This is a genomic window from Paenibacillus sp. BK720, from assembly GCF_011761545.1.
Taxonomy (GTDB): Bacteria; Bacillota; Bacilli; order Paenibacillales; family Paenibacillaceae; genus Pristimantibacillus.
The window spans coordinates 632,931-649,850 of record NZ_JAASRQ010000004.1; the positions used below are offsets into that span (position 1 = coordinate 632,931).

Sequence of the window (16,920 nt, forward strand, 5' to 3'; positions counted from 1 at the left end):
CCCCTCACAAGAGCGGCGACAACAGTCTGGCAGCGGCCTCCGCTGCCTTTTCCTTTTTCCTTCTTTGCCGGAAGCTTTCCAGCTCCAGCTCGCGGCTGTCAAGCAGATCCTGCTCGTAATCCCGCCTCAAACGCTTGACCGTTTCCGCGTCGAGCAACACCGCATTTTGCTCGAAATTGCTGTGGAAGCTTCTCATGTCCATATTGGCCGTTCCCACTATCGCAAGCAGATCATCCACGACCATCACTTTCGCGTGAATGAAGCCTTTCTGGTAACGGTACACCCGGACTCCTGCTTCCAGCATCCGTTCCACGAACGACAAGGTCGCCCATAGAACGAACCGCGTGTCCGGCACGCCCGGGATAATCAGCCTCACATCTACCCCGCTTTTCGCGGCACTCCCGAGTACGGCCAGCAGGCTCTCATCCGGAATAAAATAAGGCGTTGAAATATAGACGCTTGTACGGGCCGCTTTCACGGCGGCGAACGCCGTCTCCAGGATCGGCTCCCCGTTCCGGTCAGGACCGCTGGAAACAATCATTACCGGCTCTTGCTTGGCTTCATCCGGATCATGCTCGGGCATGTAACCGGCATTCACCGGCAGACGCTCCTTGGCGGCAAGCTCCCAATCCTTCATAAACAGCTCCTGCAGAAAATAAACCGCGTCCCCTTCCAGCCGAAGCTGCGTATCCCGCCAGAAGCCCAGCTTCTTGTCCTTGCCCAGATACTCGTCTCCGATATTAATGCCGCCTACAAATCCGACTTTCCCGTCAATCACGGCAATCTTGCTGTGATTGCGGCTGTTCAGGAGCCGATTGAGCAAGGCGGTCCCCGGCGGGGAAAAACAGCTTGCCTGCACGCCAGAACGCTTCAGCTCCCGGACATACCGCTTGCTTAGTTTGACGCTTCCAATCCCGTCATACAATACGCGAACCTCAACGCCCGCCTGGGCTTTGGCGGTCAGGATCTTCAAAAATTCACGGCCAATCCCGTCATCGCGGATCGTGTAATAGTCCAGGTGAATATGATGACTGGCCTGGTTCATTTCTTCCAATATGGAGGCAAACGTCTCCCTCCCGTTCGTCAGCACCTTCACCTGGTTGCCTAACGTAACCGGTCTGCCGGAAGATACGCGCAGGACCCGAAGCAGCTGTTCCCGCTCCAGCAGGCCTGCTTGCCCCAGCTCGCCCGGACCGTCGGCGCAAACGGACAACCGCTCGGCAGCCTGTTCGTATTCTCTCGAGACGGCCTGTCCTTTCTTAACGCGTCTCGAGCGGCCAATCATCCAATATCCCGCAAAACCAAGAACAGGAACGGCCAGCGCAATGACAATCCAAGCGGCCGCCTTGGCCGGAAGACGCCTTTCGATCCATACAATGACAGCAGATTGAGCGCTATACAGGAGTAAAAATAGGATTATTCCGATATACCAACCGATCATCCTCTCACCCCGCTGCTAAAATTCCCATTCATTTAGTTTGGTCGACCCGCCTTAAGCGTATACTAGAAGAACGCAAAAACCGCCTGTCTGCCCGGTGATTCCGGCAGACAGGCGGTTACCCCTCAATACGATGATTGGACATTGGATAAATAACGGCGGAGCGCTTCCCGCCAAGGCGGGAGCGGCTTAAAGCCGTTGCTGCGAATCGCGCCATGATCCATGACCGAATAATGCGGGCGGGGAGCCGGCCGGGGAAACTCCTCCGTCGCGCAAGGCTCGATCCGGGTGCTGCTGCCGCTCTCCTCCATAATCGCCTGCGCAAACTCGTACCAGGAGCAGAATCCGCTGCCGGAGGCATGATAAATTCCGTAATAATCGGTGCTGACCAGCTCCAGCAGGAAGACGGCCAAGTCCCTGGTGTAGGTCGGCGAGCCCCACTGATCCGCCACAACCTTAAGCTGTTCCCGCTCCGAAGCAAGCTTGAGCATGGTTTTTACGAAGTTATTGCCATGAGCCCCAAATACCCAGGAGGTTCTGACGATATAATAACGGTCATGCAGGCTCGACACGGCCTGCTCGCCGGCCAGTTTGGACTGCCCGTATACCGTCCGGGGATTGGTCCGGTCATGCTCCTTATACGGAACCGTGCCCGTTCCGTCAAACACGTAATCGGTGCTCACCGCGCACAGCTTGGCGCCGATCTCCCTTGCGGCAACCGCTATATTACGCGTACCGGCAGCGTTAATGCGGAAGGCTTCATCGGGCTCCGCTTCCGCTTTGTCCACCGCGGTATAGGCCGCGCAGTGAATAACGGCATCCGGACGAAGCCGAGCCATTACGCTTCGGCATTGCTTCAGGTCCGTAATGTCGAGCTCCAAGCGGCTAAGCCCAATAATCTCGAACCGGCCTCCGGTGTCCAGCATCGCGAGCTCGCGTCCCAGCTGTCCGTTTGCTCCCGTGACGGCTACCTTCAGCCTTCTATTCTCCTCCGTTCCGGTCATTCGGACTCCAGCCTTTTCGCATACTGCGTATCGTAATAGCGCATGTAAGCGCCGGATACAACCTTCTCCAGCCATTCTTCGTTGCGAAGATACCAGGCAATCGTAGAGGCAATGCCTTTCTCGAAGCTGTGCTCCGGTGTCCATCCCAGCTCGGTTTTGATTTTATTCGCGTCAATCGCGTAACGCCGGTCATGGCCCGGACGGTCCTGCACATGGCGGATCAGCGAAGCCGGCTTGCCCAGCTCTTGCAGAATGGTCTGCACGACTTGAAGATTGGTTCGTTCATTGCTGCCGCCAACGTTGTACACCTCCCCGATCCGGCCCCGATGAAGCACCAGATCGATCGCTTTGCAATGATCCTCGACATACAGCCAGTCTCTGATCTGAAGACCGTCGCCGTAAACCGGCAGCGGCTTATCCTGCAGCGCGTTCAGGATCATCAGCGGAATTAGCTTTTCCGGGAACTGATACGGTCCATAGTTATTCGAACAACGCGTAATGACAGCCTGCAGGCCGTAGGTCTCGTGATAAGCGCGGACAAGCAGATCGGCCCCGGCTTTGCTTGCCGAATACGGACTGTTCGGCGCAAGCGGCGTGCTTTCCGTAAACAGTCCCTCTGCCCCAAGCGTACCGTATACCTCGTCCGTCGACACCTGCACGTATCTCTGCACTCGAAAAGTCTTGGACAAATCAAGCAGCGTCTGTGTCCCGACGATATTCGTATGCACAAACAGTCCCGGCTGCAAAATACTGCGGTCCACATGGGATTCCGCGGCAAAGTTAATGACCGCGTCAATACCCGATTCAAACAGCGGGGTAAGCGCCGCCTGATCGGCAATATCCGCTTTGACGAACGTATAGTTCGGATGCTTCTCCACCTGCCGCAGATTTTCCGGGTTGCCCGCATACGTTAAGGCATCGACGTTAATAATCTCGTAATCGGGATAACGGCTCAGCATATAATGAACGAAGTTGCTCCCGATAAACCCCGCTCCGCCCGTAATTAACAGTTTCATTGCGGAATGCTCACCCCTCATAGACAAAATTGATTTCCGCCTGGGCAAGCACGGGATGCTTAGCGTCTTTGTCCGACAGAATCGGTTTCGATACCGGCCAGTCAATGCCAAGCGCAGGATCGTTCCAGGCAATCCCCCTGTCATGCTCCGCGGCGTACAAGGCGTCCACCTTATACTGCACCTCGCAGTTTGGCACCAGCGTGCAGAAGCCGTGGGCGAAGCCTTGCGGAACTAACAGCTGTCTCTTATTGGCCGCGCTCAGAATAAAGCCCTGCCATTGCCCAAAGGTTGGCGAGCCGCGGCGTATGTCCACAACGACATCGTAGATCGCCCCCGCCGTAACCCGGACCAGCTTGGTCTGCGCTTTCGGCTGAAGCTGATAATGCAGGCCGCGGAGAACCCCCACTTCGACCGACAACGAATGATTATCCTGAACGAAAGCATGCAGGATGCCATTCTCTCGTGCCGTCTTCTCGTTATAGCTTTCGGTAAAAAATCCTCTGTGATCGCCGTATACAGGCGGCTCCAGCAGCTTCACTCCCGGCAGCCTTGTTTCCATTACGTTCATGCCTCACCATCCTGTTCAATCAGAACTCTGGCACTATCATTATATTCGACAAACTCGTACTGACCCGTAGGTATACGCCATTTTTCTCCTATCGCCGAAAGATAATTCTGGCATGTTTCGAGCTTTGCGAGAATAAAAGTCAATAGAACGTCAAATCCGGCCGAGCGGAAGGAGGATCAACCCATCCCATGTTCAAGGATAACAAGCGTGTTTCGGCGACCGATACGTTGATTGGTCTCGGAACGCATATCGAGGGCAAGCTGGTCTGCGAGGCGAACCTCCGCATTGAAGGAGAACATAGCGGAGACATTGAATGTCTGGGGGATGTCATTATCGGAGAAAACGGTATGGCACGCTCGAACATAACCGCCAGGGACATTACGATTGCGGGCAAGGTATACGGCGAGGTAACCGCCAAAGGAAGGCTGACCATTACCGCAACCGGGCAGCTGACCGGCAGCTTATCCGCTCAAGGCATTATTGTACAGGACGGCGGCATGCTGAACGGTACCTGCCACATGGAGCGCCAAACCGAGCGTACCCGCCCGTTGTCCGAGCCAGCCAAAGAACAAAGCCGCGAGAAGGAAAAAGCCCGCCAGGCCGTTTGATCGGACCTATACGGCCGGTCACGAAAAACTCCCATTCTGCTCTTCCGGAAGGAAGAACCGAATGGGAGTCTTTTCGCTATTAAGCCGCTACGTCCCTCTTCTTGAAGACATACCAGGCCAGAGCGACAAAGATGGCGTAATAGACGGCCAGGACGGCGATGGAAAAGCCCATCGTTGAACCGTCGCGCAATGGCGTATCGTTCAAATATTGCGTAAGGTCAAGGTGGATGAACAAAATGTAATCCGCCCATTTATACTTGAGCGCTGCCAGCAATGGCGTAAAGGAATTAACCCCCAAAATCAGGAACAGCGACAAGCCGATAGCGAGCGCGCCGCTGCGGGACACGGTCGCCAGCATAAAGGCAAGCGTTGTTGTGACGATCAGCGACACGTACTTCAGCAGGGCGTATTTAATCAAATAAGCCGCCATGGATCCCGACACAAGCGGGGAAATGATATCGGTTGCCGTATTATCGCCGGCATCGAACAGAATCAAATTCAGCACGATGGCAAACAGCAGCATAACGATAACCATGCCTAGCGCATACAGGAGAACGGCAATGTATTTGGACAGCAGAATTTTGGACCTTGTCCACGGACGAATCAGAAGCAGCTTGATTGTGCCGCTCGTAAACTCGTCGGCTACGCCCGAGGAAGCGATTATGATCGTAAATACGGTAATCAGCGTATACGAGATCATCACTTCCGTCATAATCATGCTCCATGCGGAGGTTGTATGATTCTGATCCACGAAATAACCGATAATCGATATTGCCGCGATTAACGCAAGCAAGATGCCCAGCATGACATACGTCCGAGGGCGGCGGTAAATTTTCATGTTCTCATTCTGAACCAGCTTGAAAAAATTAAACAATGCGCTCACCCCCCGTTACTTCAAGGAATTGATCCTCAAGCGACTTGGTTTGGACGCGGATGCCGTACACCTTGATGCCTGCGGCGACCAATCGGGCGTTAAAATCCGCCGCGAACTCGCGATTCGCTTCAATAATAAGGCTGTCGCCTTCCCTGAACGCAGCTTTGCCAAGCCCCGCCGCAACCTCGGATGCTTCCGCAGGCTTGTCTACTTCAAAGAGCATATTCACATTGCTAGCGGCATCCAGACCTCCCTGGTGGATGGTCCGCACATCGATCAGCTTGCCGCTTTGAATAATCGCAACCCGGTCGCACATCAGCTCCATCTCGGAGAGAAGGTGACTGGAGACGAATACGGCGATGCCTTCTTCCTTGGACAGCTGGCGGAGGTAATCGCGAAGCTCGCGGATACCGGCCGGATCCAATCCGTTGGTTGGCTCGTCAAGGATAAGCAGCTTAGGACGGTGCAGAATCGCTTGAGCGACCCCCAGTCTTTGGCGCATCCCGAGAGAATAAGTTTTCACCTTGTCATGAATGCGGGATTCCAGCCCAACAAGGGTAATGACCTCCTGAATCCTTTCGGGCGTCACACCCTCGATCATCCGCGCGAAATGGATAAGATTCTGATAACCCGTCAAATACTTGTACATTTCCGGATTCTCGACAATCGCTCCCACATTCCGAATAGCCTGTTGATACTGGGTCCGGATGCTGTAGCCGCCGATTTTGATTTCGCCCGCGGTCATGGCCATGAGGCCGACCATCATGCGGATCGTGGTCGTTTTGCCGGAGCCGTTGGGCCCAAGAAAACCAAACACTTCGCCTAAAGGCAGATCCAGCGTCAGATTGTCTATAATCGTCTTCTGCCCGATTCGCTTCGTCACTTGCTGCAGCTGTACGATCGGTTGCTCCATGATACCCTCCCTTTGAATGAATCATCGCTTGATGAATCATTGCTTGATTTTCCAAAATCTAGTTCTATGTATCGTCCGTCTATTATAGCGAATTAGAAGGGGGAGGGAAAGTGAACAGCCTATTAAGACTTTATTTAGAGGACGGCGCAGCCGTTTGCGCTTAGACCCGTGAACAATCCGAGCAGCAGCCTAACGGTAGGACAACACGGAAAAAGCCGGTCCGAAAAAGCGCTTTTGCATCATGCACCTTTACCATTTTTCCGCAGCCCACGCAATAAAAGCATTCTTCCAATTGCATCATCATTACTCCCCCGCTCACAATACTATTTGTATCAATATCGAATTGTTGTTACAATTCGTATCTTTACTTTATTGGATTTAGCGAAAGTTGTCAATACTTGTATGCAATTTGTCGCCTTTTAACGTGTAAGCGTTTACAGTTCGGCTGCAAAAAACAGCGTCCTGTTAAGACGCCGTCTGATTGGTATCCATTTGTTCTTTTAGCAGCTCGTGAATCCGCTCTTTCTCTTCCTTGCTTACAAGCATGTACCAGACTTTATTGATCATGCTTCCCGAACCGTTAATCTCAACGGTATCGATACTGCCGAGGTCTTCCCGGTAATCGGTCATAAAGGTCTTCATCTCGTCAAACGTAATGTTTGTTTTGACACTGCTCCCCAGCTCTTTCAGTATCTTTTGAATCTGAGTAATATTGGAGAACTGAAGCGAGCTCTTCATGACCTCCGTCAGAATCTCCCGCTGTCTGGCATTCCGGCCAAGATCCCCTCTTGGATCGTCGTAACGCATTCTGGAATATTTGAGCGCAAGCTCGCCATTCAGCTTAAGCGTGCCTTTATCGAATTGGTGATCCTCATAATAGAAGGCAAACGGATTGTTTACCTCGACGCCGCCGAGAATGTCAATCAGATGGGCGAAGCCTTCCATGTTGATCCGGATGTAATAATCGATGGGATAATCCAGAAAATGCTCGACCGTGTTTTTCGCCATCGATACGCCGCCAAAGGCATACGCATGATTGATTTTGTCCGTTGTGCCGTGACCGATGATTTCGGTTCTTGTATCGCGAGGTATGTTGAACATGAGGATGGATTTCTTCTCCGGATTAACCGCAAGCACAATTAAAGTATCGGAGCGTCCTTTATCGTTCTCCCGCTCGTCAACGCCCATAACCAATACCGTAAAAGGATGCCGCTTCTCGATTAAAGCCTGAGCCGCCTGCTGCGGTTTGACCGTTACCTCCGGATCCTTGCTTACGTATACCGTGGGCTTTATCGGCTCATAGATTTTGCCCGCCGTCTCTTTCACCGAACCGTACAGATGCCAGGCATAGCCGGCCGTCCCGACAGCAAGGATAACTAATCCCGCCCCAATGCCGATTAGCGCTCTTCTCCAGCCCCGTCTCACCCTTTTCTTCCCCCTTCTTCATGACCGCTGCACCTAGATGGCCGTGCTGACTTCCTCCCCGAAATCTCCGAGCACAATCCGGTCATCTTCGGTTAGATCCGTTCCGATATGCGCTTCCAGAAGCGTCAGTCCGGATCCGGCCACAACGGTATGCCGCTCTCCCGGCAGAAGCTCGACAACTTCGCCTGTCTTAATGATGCTTCTCTTCTCATTGCGGATTAGCTCTCCGGCACCGGCCAGCACTGTCCAGACGATTTTCCGCCGAAGATAAAAGGCATAGCTTAGAAACCCGCCTTCCACCACTTCGAGCTTTCTCGTGATGGCTTGCTGCCCTTCCTCGCTGGACATGCAGCTTATCACGATTGCCTTCCCCCACCTGCCTGCCTCATAACCGGGGACCAGCGGTTGTTGCTCCGCGCTTAGGTTCCGTACCTGTTCATCAGGAATAGAGGCTGTTTGATCGGCAATGAGAATGCCCGCGGAAGAAACCGCCACCGTAATATTGCTCAGCCCCATCATAATTACGGGAGCTGCCGAATCATTATAAATAGAAGCGTTTTCCGGGAACGCGGCAGCAAGAGCACTCCAGCTGTCAATGCGGCAGAAGGGCTGCTCCGGCATCCGGAAGGTGGGGCTTCTTTCAAATAATCGGGTCATTCCGTTTTCCAGCCGGCTATGAAGCTCCCCGTAATGACGGAACAGCTGCTCATACTGGACGGGAAGACCTTCTTCCGTCAAAGCGGAAATTACGCTTTCCAACCGGAAGACGATAATGCCGCTCTCATCGCTTGTCAACGCACGATCTAATTGATGTCTGCGAAGCTGTTCCGGCAGCTCCTTCAGCGTTTCAAGCCAGTCTTCTTCCTCCACATACAAGTCCGCCGGCAACACGGCAACCGTCTCGTGGAGAGGAATGGAAGCAACCGAATAAAGATAGGAAGCAGCAAGGGCAACCACGGGATAACGGCCTTTCGCTTCCGGCTCCTGAATCACGTTCAGATTGATGGAGAGCTGGTCGCGCAGGATATCCGTCTGATTGCGGCTGATCGCGATAAACGCATCCTGCTGCAGACCAACCTGGTCCAGCTGCCGCCACAGCCTGTTCAGCAAAGACTCTCTTTCACCATTCGGTCCAGACAGCAGGGGCAGAAGCTGCTTTGCGCGCTTCGCATGAGAAAGCGGCCACATCCGTCTGCCTTGACCGCCGGCTAATAATACGAGTCTTACTTGCTGCTCTCCCATTACATCCTCCCGTTAGTTCCGTAATAGGTGTAATACAACTGTTCCTTGCTTTTCTTTTTCTTATTGTTGAGCACGACTCCGAGCAGCTTCGCTTTTACATGCTCAAGACTGGCGTACAACTTTTTCGCTTGCTGGCGCTTGGTCATTCCAACGCTGATGACGGCAACTACGCCGTCGCACTTGGAAGCAAGCACAAGACCGTCGGTAACAACCAGAGATGGCGGAGCGTCAAACAGGATCATATCGTAATGGGCGGACAGCTCCTCGATAAGCTGATTCATTTTTTTGGAGCCCAGCATTTCCGACGGGTTAGGCGGAGTAGGTCCGGAGCCGATAAAAAACAAATTATCTACCGAGGTGGAATGCACCGCATCCTGCCAATCCATCTGATTTGCCAGAACATTCGTCAATCCGGACTGATTGGACAGCATAAATACCGTATGAAGGGTAGGCCGTCTCAAATCCGCATCAACCAAAAGAACACGTTTGCCTTCTTGCGAGAATGCAACCGCAAGGTTCGCAATCGTTGTTGTTTTGCCGTCGCCGGACTGACAGGACGTTACCATCAACGTCTTCACAGGTACATCTATTGAAGAAAATTGAATATTCGTGCGTAAAGAACGGTACGCTTCGGCAATAGGGGAATCGGGATTGCTCGTCGTGATCAGCTTGCTATTTTCCAATACGGATTGTTGCACGGGTTTACCACCTGCCAGCTATTATTGAATTGCTTTATAACTTAATGCCCGATATAATGCATGAATCTTGTACTGCCGCGGGCTTTGACGCAGAAGCTCCTGATTCAGCATGCGGACCAACACGGCCCGTAGCCTGCCCGGAGGATGAAAGACGATGCCGTATTCATATTGGTTCTCCCTCGCGTTGCGCCAAACGACATGGCCGCGAAGATTGATCGCCACTCCGGAGATTTTCATCTGGAAATCCAGCATGTAGCCTTTATGCACAGGAAAGCGCAGTCCCGACAAAAAGCACAGTCCATGACGGCTGATGTTCAGAATCAACACCGGACATGTCGAAGCCGTAAGCAGAAGGCCCTGCTCATCCAGCAGACCGGCCATGGCGGTTATCCCTTCATTCAGGTGAATACGAATATTAGACCGTGGTATAAACGGGTCGGCACCCATAGCGGAAGCATCTCCTTACCAGATTTTCACCCGCGAGACCTAAACTTTCGGTTACGCTGGCAGAGTGGAATAAAGGCGGCGAGACGTGTGAATACTGAGGATTGATGATACAATACGTATCTAGCATTTCCTTCACTTTACGATACGATTTGTAACATGTCAAGTGGAAATAAAGATAACGTGGATATTTTGCGACGTTTTGTTGCAACAAATGAAATTTTAACTTCTACGTATTAATATAGGTGTAGCGGAAGTCAGTCATTTTAGGAGGATATAAGGATGAATATAGGAAACCGAATTGCTGGCTTGAGGGAAGAAAGAAAATGGACACAGGAGCAAACCGCCTCAAAGCTCGGCATATCAAGGGCTGCATTATCTCATTACGAGAAAAACCGCAGAGAGCCTGATACGGAGACCTTGGCGAAGTTTGCTGACCTGTATCAAGTTACCATAGATTATTTGGTAGGAAGAACGACGAATACACAGGCGGCGTTAAGCGAAGATATTCGTAGCTTTGTCGATCATCTGGAGCTATCCGACGAAGAGCTGCTGGAGAAGTATAATTTAAGCGTGGACGGTCGTAAGCTTACGGCTGAAGAGACGAAACGATTTATTGCATTCGTTCGCGCGGAACGAATGATGAATTAGAATCGGGATAATTTGTTAGGGTTGGATAAGATCCGCTGGCCATTTTTCCGGCGGAATATTGAGTTGAATTAATATTTCCCTAATATTTAGCTCCGTACGTGTATCTTCGGTGCTTGCTACTTGCATTTCTGCATCTCTCATTTTATCCGACTCCCTACTTCTAATAAAGTAAAACAATAACGTTATTATACCTAACAGTACGACTGGAATATGTCGGAAAGTGTGGTAAGATTAGTTCTTTTTTTGTCGAAAATAGGAATATCGGCCCATTTTTTCGTAAAATTCCAGCTTCGGTTTCTTGGAAGCCTTTGTAAGATCCAATAATAAATGGTTAGAAATAGGTTAGAGACAGATAGCGGGCTCCTAACCTTTTTTTCATAGATAGGTATTCTTGGGCGCTTGTTTCCTACTGCTTTCATCCTATGCAAGTCCAAAACATAAAATAACCGTCTCCGTGGAGACGGTTATTTTATGTTGGGCGATGCCCTGAGATTAAACGGTGAGTTCATTCTCCGACTTGAGTTGTATGGCATTTTGCAGCAAACGCTCGAGCAATGCGCCAAACCCGGCGATTACGAATGAAGCATAAGCTGCAGCCAACCCTATTAGGATAATACCCGGCGCGTTCTCTTGCCTGGCCATGATAAATACGAACGGCATCATAGCCGACAATAGAATCCCCATGCATACACCGCAATACTTAATCTTCTTTAAGGCCCGTAAGGACAGCTCCGAAAACGCAGTGTTGTTATCGATATATCCAAGCAGCTTCATGGCCGTATATAAAGCAATAAAATACGGGATCATAGCAGCGAAAAAGCCGATATCCGATGGATGCATCCTGCCTGGAAATTGGTTTGGATTATCCCGGATTAAAGCAATTACCGCAAATACGCATACCGCGATCGCAGGTATTGCCATTAATAACACAGCCATCTTTAGAAAAAAAGTGGGCACGCGGTTCATAATAACCACCTCATCGTCTAGATTCAGTGTTATTATAATTCCTCATTTATTGTTTTACAATATATTTTAATCGTTTTGTCTCCTGGAGTTGGGCAAAGTATTTACCTTGCCCTTGCCCTTGCCCTTGCTCTTGCTCTTCGCCCTTCCCTGCCCCTCCCTTCAACAGGCGAGCGGCATTTTGCGCAGCCTGCTATTTTTGTTTTTTGTGATGTGGTTGGAGGGAATAGAGGGAATGTATCTCCTGGAGGAGCGGAGCGTTCGCCTTTGAAATCGTGGGATTACCTTAGCGCCTAATTGATTCAAAGCCCCACGATTTCAACAGCGGCCGTAAGGAGATACATTCCCGTCATTCCCGATCATCCCACACTCTCCAAATAACAAAAAACAGGCTGAGCAATTGCCCAGCCTGTTACCCATTATCCTCCGGTACGAGCCAGCTCTTTCATGCTTTCTTCGAAAGCAGCGAGAAGCGCCTTATCGTCCTTCAAGCCGGCATCCTCCGCTTTGCGGATATGCTCCAGCATTTTCTTGTAATCCTTCGGAATAACCTTTACGAATTTCGCGAGGCTTCCTTCCCAATCGTTCAGAACGCGCGAGCCAACTGCTGAGCCGGTGTACTCGACATGGCGCTCGATCAGGCCGCGAAGCTCGGCAACATCTTCTTCTGTCTCCAGACGCTCAAGGAGAACCATCTCGATATTGCAGTTGTTGAAGAAATCGCCTTTCTCATCGAACACGTACGCAACGCCGCCGGACATACCTGCCGCAAAGTTGCGGCCTGTGCCGCCAAGGACAACAACCCGTCCGCCGGTCATGTATTCACAGCCATGGTCGCCTACGCCCTCGACAACAACCTTCACGCCGGAGTTACGTACCGCAAAGCGTTCGCCTGCGATACCGCGGATATAGGCTTCGCCATCCGTTGCACCGTACAGCGCCGTGTTGCCGATAATAACGTTCTCTTCGGCTACGAACGTAGCTTTCGGAGACGGAGCTACGATAATTTTACCGCCGGAGAGACCTTTACCAACATAGTCGTTGGAGTCGCCTTCGAGCGAAAGCGTAATGCCTTTCGGTACGAACGCGCCAAAGCTTTGGCCCGCAGAACCAACGAAGTGGTACGAAATCGTATCTTCAGGCAAGCCCTTCGCGCCGTAACGGCGGGTTACTTCGCTGCCCAGAATAGTACCTACTACGCGGTTTGTGTTGCAGATCGGGAATGTGCCGCGAACGCGTTCGCCGTTTTCCAGAGCTGCTTGCGCACCCGGAACGAGCTCCTGCATGTCGAGCGACAGCTCGAGGCCATGATTTTGCTCTTGTACGTTATGACGCGCTGCGTCTTGCGGTACGTCCGGCGTATGCAGCAGAAGGCTAAGATCGATGCCTTTTGCTTTGTAATGGTCAACCAGGTTCTTCGATTCGAGAATGTCGACGCGGCCGACCATCTCTTGAATCGTGCGGAAGCCCAGTTCGGCCATAATTTCGCGAAGCTCCTGCGCAATGAAGGTTAGGTAGTTCACGACATGGCTAGGATCGCCCATAAACTTCGCGCGAAGCTCAGGGTTTTGCGTTGCAACGCCAACCGGGCAAGTATCCAGCTGACATACGCGCATCATGACGCAGCCCAGTACAACAAGAGGTGCAGTCGAGAAGCCGTATTCTTCGGCGCCGAGAAGGATGGCAATCGCAACGTCGCGGCCGTTCATCATTTTACCGTCCGTTTCGATTACGACGCGGTCGCGCAGGTTATTCAGCATCAGCGTTTGATGCGTCTCCGCAAGACCAAGCTCCCATGGCAGACCCGCATGGCGGATCGAGTTCATTGGAGATGCGCCTGTACCGCCGTCATAACCGCTAACCATGATCACGTCGGCACGGGCTTTCGCAACGCCTGCTGCGATCGTGCCTACGCCAACCTCGGATACGAGCTTCACGTTGATGCGTGCGCGAGGGTTAGCGTTCTTCAGGTCATGAATCAGCTCGGCAAGGTCCTCGATCGAATAAATATCATGATGCGGCGGCGGCGAGATGAGACCTACGCCAGGAGTGGAACCGCGAACTTCCGCAACCCAAGGATAAACCTTGCGTCCCGGAAGCTGGCCGCCTTCACCCGGTTTCGCGCCTTGCGCCATCTTGATTTGAATTTCGTCGGCATTCACCAAGTAGTTGCTCGTTACGCCGAAACGGCCCGATGCGACCTGCTTGATCGCGCTGCGGCGGGAATCGCCGTTCGCATCAGGGATAAAGCGTGCAGGATCTTCGCCGCCCTCGCCGGTATTGGATTTGCCGCCAATGCGGTTCATCGCGATTGCGAGGCTCTCATGCGCTTCTTTACTGATGGAACCAAACGACATTGCGCCTGTTTTGAAACGTTTGAAGATCGATTCAACCGGTTCAACCTCATCGATAGGTACCGATTGACGTCCTTCCTTGAACTTGAGCAGCGAGCGGAGCATCATATGCTTCTTGTCTTCGCCCTGAACCATGTTCGAGAACTTCTTGTACAGGTTATAGTCGTTCTTACGGGATGCCATTTGCAGCGTGTGAATCGTTTGCGGGCTGAACAAATGGTCTTCGCCGTCTTTACGCCATTGGTAATCGCCGCCGGAGTCAAGTTCTTTCTCCCCGCCCTCTTGGTCGGCGTAAGCTTTGTTATGAGGCTTCAGTGCTTCTTGAGCAATGATATCGAGACCGATACCGCCAATACGCGACGGTGTCCATGTGAAGTATTCGTTAATCAGCTCTTCCTGCAGGCCAAGCGCTTCGAAAATCTGCGCGCCGCGATAGGACTGAATCGTAGAAATACCCATTTTGGACAGTACTTTTACTACGCCTTTAGTTGCCGCTTTAATGAAGTTCTTAACGGCCTTCTCATGCTTGATGTTGCTCAGCATGCCTTGGCGGATCATATCGTCCAGCGTCTCGAACGCGAGATAAGGGTTTACCGCATTGACGCCATAGCCGAGCAGGAGTGCAAAATGATGCACTTCGCGCGGATCGCCGGATTCAAGCAGAATCGCTACCTTTGTTCTCGTACCTTGACGGATCAGGTGATGGTGCAGGGCCGCTACGGCAAGCAGCGACGGAATTGCAGCGTTGTCTTTATCAATACCGCGGTCAGACAAAATAAGAATATTATGGCCTTTATCAATAACGCGGTCTGCTGCTTCGCACATCAGCTTAAGCGCTGCGCGCAGGCCTTTTTCGCCTTCGGCAGCCGGGAAGAAGATCGGAAGCGTAATCGACTTGAAGCCTGGACGGCGTACGTGGCGAAGCTTCGCGAACTCTTCATTGGACAGGATCGGCGTATCCAGCTTGATATGACGAGCGCTTTCCGGTTCAGGCTTCAGCAGGTTGCGCTCAGGCCCGATTGTCGTGCTTACCGATGTAACGATCTCTTCGCGGATCGCGTCAATCGGCGGGTTCGTCACTTGCGCGAACAGCTGCTTGAAGTAGTTGAACAAGCGCTGAGGACGCTCGGACAATACGGCAAGCGGCGCATCGTAACCCATGGAAGCGATCGGCTCTTGGCCGCTGCTCGCCATTGGCTCGAGCACCTTGCGAACATCTTCGAACGTATAGCCGAATGCCTGCTGGCGCTGCTGCACGGTAGCGTGATCCAGTTCAGGAAGCTCCGGCGCGTCAGGCAATGCTTCGAGATCGACGAGATGCTCGTCGAGCCATTCGCGGTAAGGCTGTTCAGCCGCGATTTGCGCTTTTACTTCCTCGTCGGAAATAATGCGGCCTTCCTTCGTATCCACAACGAGCATGCGGCCTGGACGCAGACGGTCTTTGTACGCGATCTCTTCCGGAGCGATTTCGACAGTGCCGGCTTCGGAACCGAGGATGATATGATCGTCTTTCGTTACATAATAACGGGCTGGACGCAGGCCGTTACGGTCGAGGTAAGCGCAGATTTGCGTACCGTTCGTAATCGCCATTGCGGCAGGTCCGTCCCACGGCTCCATCAGAGTCGCGTGGTATTCGTAGAATGCTTTCTTCTTGTCGTCCATGCTCTCATGGTTCGACCAAGGCTCCGGTACCATCATCATCGCAACATGCGGCAGGGAACGGCCGGACAAATGCAGGAATTCAAGCGCGTTGTCGAACATCGCCGTATCGGAACCGTCCGGGCTGATGATCGGTTTTACCTTCTCCATGTCTTCGCCGAATAGTTCGGTTTCGAACAAGGTCTGACGGGCATGCATCCAGTTGATGTTGCCGCGCAGCGTATTGATCTCGCCGTTGTGGATCAGATAATGGAAAGGATGAGCGCGCTCCCAGCTCGGGAAGGTATTCGTACTGAAACGGGAGTGAACAAGCGCCATAGCCGACACGACAGCTTCGTCGTTCAGCTCCTGGTAGAACGAGCGTACCTGCTCGGTAGTCAACATCCCTTTGTAGACGATCTTCTTGCTCGAAAGGCTGGTGAAATAGAACATTTCCCCGCCTTCTTTGCCACCGAAACGGATTGCGATCTCGGCGCGCTTGCGGATAACGTACAGCTTGCGCTCAAAGGACAATTCGTCCTGAATGCCAGGATTCTTCGCGATAAACACTTGGCGAACGAACGGCTTCACCGACAGAGCGGATTGGCCAAGCTTCGAATCGTTCGTAGGAACCGTACGCCAGCCGATCAGCGATTGGCCCTCTTCGCGGATGATGCTCTCCAGTTCGCGCTCGAACGAGCTGCGGATCGCTTCATCGTGGGGCATAAACAGCAGGCCGACGGCATATTCTCCTTCTTGCGGAAGGTCAATCTCAAGCTTTTTCAATTCACGTGCGAAGAAATCATGCGGGATTTGAATCAGGATGCCTGCTCCGTCCCCCGTATTTGGTTCGCTGCCTTGACCGCCGCGATGCTCCATGTTCTCGAGCAATGTCAGCGCCTGACGAATGACAGTATGCGATTTTCTTCCTTTGATGTTTGCTACAAATCCCATGCCGCATGCGTCTTTTTCATAGCGCGGATCGTATAGACCTTGTTTCGGCGGTAATCCAAAAATTTTCTCTTTCATCGTGTGCAACCTTTCTATCAGAAGATTTTTGGGCAAGCATAGCTCAATAACGGTA

Annotated in this window: 15 protein-coding genes; 2 read left to right on the forward strand and 13 right to left on the reverse strand. The window is 52.2% G+C overall.

The window, feature by feature from the left end; translation table 11 throughout:
• Nucleotides 1-4: 4 nt before the first annotated feature.
• The 4 genes from cls to rfbC form a co-directional block, all read right to left on the reverse strand.
• Complete coding sequence (cls, locus tag FHT67_RS18435; protein ID WP_167200539.1) at nucleotides 5-1,441, reverse strand: cardiolipin synthase; 1,437 nt, start codon at nucleotides 1,439-1,441, stop codon at nucleotides 5-7.
• A 122-nt stretch (nucleotides 1,442-1,563) separates the two neighbouring features.
• Complete coding sequence (gene rfbD / locus FHT67_RS18440) at nucleotides 1,564-2,415, reverse strand: dTDP-4-dehydrorhamnose reductase (RefSeq protein WP_132312156.1); 852 nt, start codon at nucleotides 2,413-2,415, stop codon at nucleotides 1,564-1,566.
• A gap of 23 nt (nucleotides 2,416-2,438) precedes the next feature.
• The gene (gene rfbB, locus FHT67_RS18445) at nucleotides 2,439-3,458 is read right to left on the reverse strand and encodes a dTDP-glucose 4,6-dehydratase (protein WP_132312055.1); all 1,020 of its coding nucleotides are present in this window, start codon (nucleotides 3,456-3,458) and stop codon (nucleotides 2,439-2,441) included.
• Between the two features lie 10 nt (nucleotides 3,459-3,468).
• Nucleotides 3,469-4,026: a dTDP-4-dehydrorhamnose 3,5-epimerase gene (rfbC, locus tag FHT67_RS18450; RefSeq protein WP_167200541.1), complete on the reverse strand. Its 558-nt coding sequence runs from the start codon at nucleotides 4,024-4,026 to the stop codon at nucleotides 3,469-3,471.
• Between the two features lie 188 nt (nucleotides 4,027-4,214).
• Here rfbC and FHT67_RS18455 point away from each other — a divergent pair, with 188 nt between their 5' ends.
• Nucleotides 4,215-4,634 (forward strand): bactofilin family protein, encoded by a 420-nt coding sequence (locus tag FHT67_RS18455; RefSeq protein ID WP_132312051.1) that lies wholly within the window; start codon nucleotides 4,215-4,217, stop codon nucleotides 4,632-4,634.
• Nucleotides 4,635-4,713: 79 nt separating this feature from the next.
• On the opposite strand, the gene FHT67_RS18460 is transcribed toward FHT67_RS18455, so the two are convergent.
• From FHT67_RS18460 to FHT67_RS18485, 6 genes are all read right to left on the reverse strand, one after another.
• Complete coding sequence (locus FHT67_RS18460; RefSeq protein WP_132312049.1) at nucleotides 4,714-5,508, reverse strand: ABC transporter permease; 795 nt, start codon at nucleotides 5,506-5,508, stop codon at nucleotides 4,714-4,716.
• On the reverse strand, nucleotides 5,501-6,421 hold the full coding sequence (locus tag FHT67_RS18465; RefSeq protein ID WP_132312047.1) for an ABC transporter ATP-binding protein: 921 nt from the start codon (nucleotides 6,419-6,421) through the stop codon (nucleotides 5,501-5,503). The genes FHT67_RS18460 and FHT67_RS18465 overlap by 8 nt, the downstream gene beginning before the upstream one ends.
• A gap of 465 nt (nucleotides 6,422-6,886) precedes the next feature.
• The gene (locus tag FHT67_RS18470) at nucleotides 6,887-7,846 is read right to left on the reverse strand and encodes an LCP family glycopolymer transferase (protein ID WP_207918195.1); all 960 of its coding nucleotides are present in this window, start codon (nucleotides 7,844-7,846) and stop codon (nucleotides 6,887-6,889) included.
• Nucleotides 7,847-7,879: 33 nt separating this feature from the next.
• Nucleotides 7,880-9,088, reverse strand: coding sequence for a sugar phosphate nucleotidyltransferase (locus FHT67_RS18475; protein WP_167200543.1), 1,209 nt, complete (start codon nucleotides 9,086-9,088; stop codon nucleotides 7,880-7,882).
• The gene (locus FHT67_RS18480) at nucleotides 9,088-9,786 is read right to left on the reverse strand and encodes a CpsD/CapB family tyrosine-protein kinase (RefSeq protein ID WP_132312043.1); all 699 of its coding nucleotides are present in this window, start codon (nucleotides 9,784-9,786) and stop codon (nucleotides 9,088-9,090) included. Before FHT67_RS18480 ends, FHT67_RS18475 begins: the two co-directional genes overlap by 1 nt.
• Before the next feature lie 21 nt (nucleotides 9,787-9,807).
• Complete coding sequence (locus tag FHT67_RS18485) at nucleotides 9,808-10,233, reverse strand: PilZ domain-containing protein (protein WP_167200545.1); 426 nt, start codon at nucleotides 10,231-10,233, stop codon at nucleotides 9,808-9,810.
• Nucleotides 10,234-10,512: 279 nt separating this feature from the next.
• On the opposite strand from FHT67_RS18485, the gene FHT67_RS18490 reads away from it, so the two are divergent.
• Nucleotides 10,513-10,881 (forward strand): helix-turn-helix domain-containing protein, encoded by a 369-nt coding sequence (locus FHT67_RS18490; protein ID WP_132312039.1) that lies wholly within the window; start codon nucleotides 10,513-10,515, stop codon nucleotides 10,879-10,881.
• A 15-nt stretch (nucleotides 10,882-10,896) separates the two neighbouring features.
• On the opposite strand, the gene FHT67_RS30385 is transcribed toward FHT67_RS18490, so the two are convergent.
• The 3 genes from FHT67_RS30385 to gltB all read right to left on the reverse strand — a co-directional run bounded on the left by FHT67_RS30385 (nucleotide 10,897) and on the right by gltB (nucleotide 16,865).
• Nucleotides 10,897-11,022 (reverse strand): hypothetical protein, encoded by a 126-nt coding sequence (locus FHT67_RS30385; RefSeq protein ID WP_279513609.1) that lies wholly within the window; start codon nucleotides 11,020-11,022, stop codon nucleotides 10,897-10,899.
• 351 nt (nucleotides 11,023-11,373) lie between these two features.
• Complete coding sequence (locus FHT67_RS18495; protein WP_481856718.1) at nucleotides 11,374-11,817, reverse strand: DUF2975 domain-containing protein; 444 nt, start codon at nucleotides 11,815-11,817, stop codon at nucleotides 11,374-11,376.
• A 446-nt stretch (nucleotides 11,818-12,263) separates the two neighbouring features.
• A complete protein-coding gene (gene gltB, locus FHT67_RS18500) occupies nucleotides 12,264-16,865 on the reverse strand; it encodes a glutamate synthase large subunit (protein ID WP_167200549.1) in 4,602 nt (1,533 codons plus the stop codon).
• Nucleotides 16,866-16,920: the final 55 nt, after the last annotated feature.

Bases quoted from the DNA above. Each gene is read 5' to 3' on its own strand.
- cls (WP_167200539.1), bottom strand. From the start codon at position 1,441: ATGATCGGTTGGTATATCGGAATAATCCTATTTTTACTCCTGTATAGC.
- rfbB (WP_132312055.1), bottom strand. From the start codon at position 3,458: ATGAAACTGTTAATTACGGGCGGAGCGGGGTTTATCGGGAGCAACTTC.
- rfbC (WP_167200541.1), bottom strand. From the start codon at position 4,026: ATGAACGTAATGGAAACAAGGCTGCCGGGAGTGAAGCTGCTGGAGCCG.
- FHT67_RS18455 (WP_132312051.1), top strand. From the start codon at position 4,215: ATGTTCAAGGATAACAAGCGTGTTTCGGCGACCGATACGTTGATTGGT.
- FHT67_RS18465 (WP_132312047.1), bottom strand. From the start codon at position 6,421: ATGGAGCAACCGATCGTACAGCTGCAGCAAGTGACGAAGCGAATCGGG.
- FHT67_RS18475 (WP_167200543.1), bottom strand. From the start codon at position 9,088: ATGGGAGAGCAGCAAGTAAGACTCGTATTATTAGCCGGCGGTCAAGGC.
- FHT67_RS18485 (WP_167200545.1), bottom strand. From the start codon at position 10,233: ATGGGTGCCGACCCGTTTATACCACGGTCTAATATTCGTATTCACCTG.
- FHT67_RS18490 (WP_132312039.1), top strand. From the start codon at position 10,513: ATGAATATAGGAAACCGAATTGCTGGCTTGAGGGAAGAAAGAAAATGG.
- FHT67_RS30385 (WP_279513609.1), bottom strand. From the start codon at position 11,022: ATGAGAGATGCAGAAATGCAAGTAGCAAGCACCGAAGATACACGTACG.
- FHT67_RS18495 (WP_481856718.1), bottom strand. From the start codon at position 11,817: ATGGCTGTGTTATTAATGGCAATACCTGCGATCGCGGTATGCGTATTT.
- gltB (WP_167200549.1), bottom strand. From the start codon at position 16,865: ATGAAAGAGAAAATTTTTGGATTACCGCCGAAACAAGGTCTATACGAT.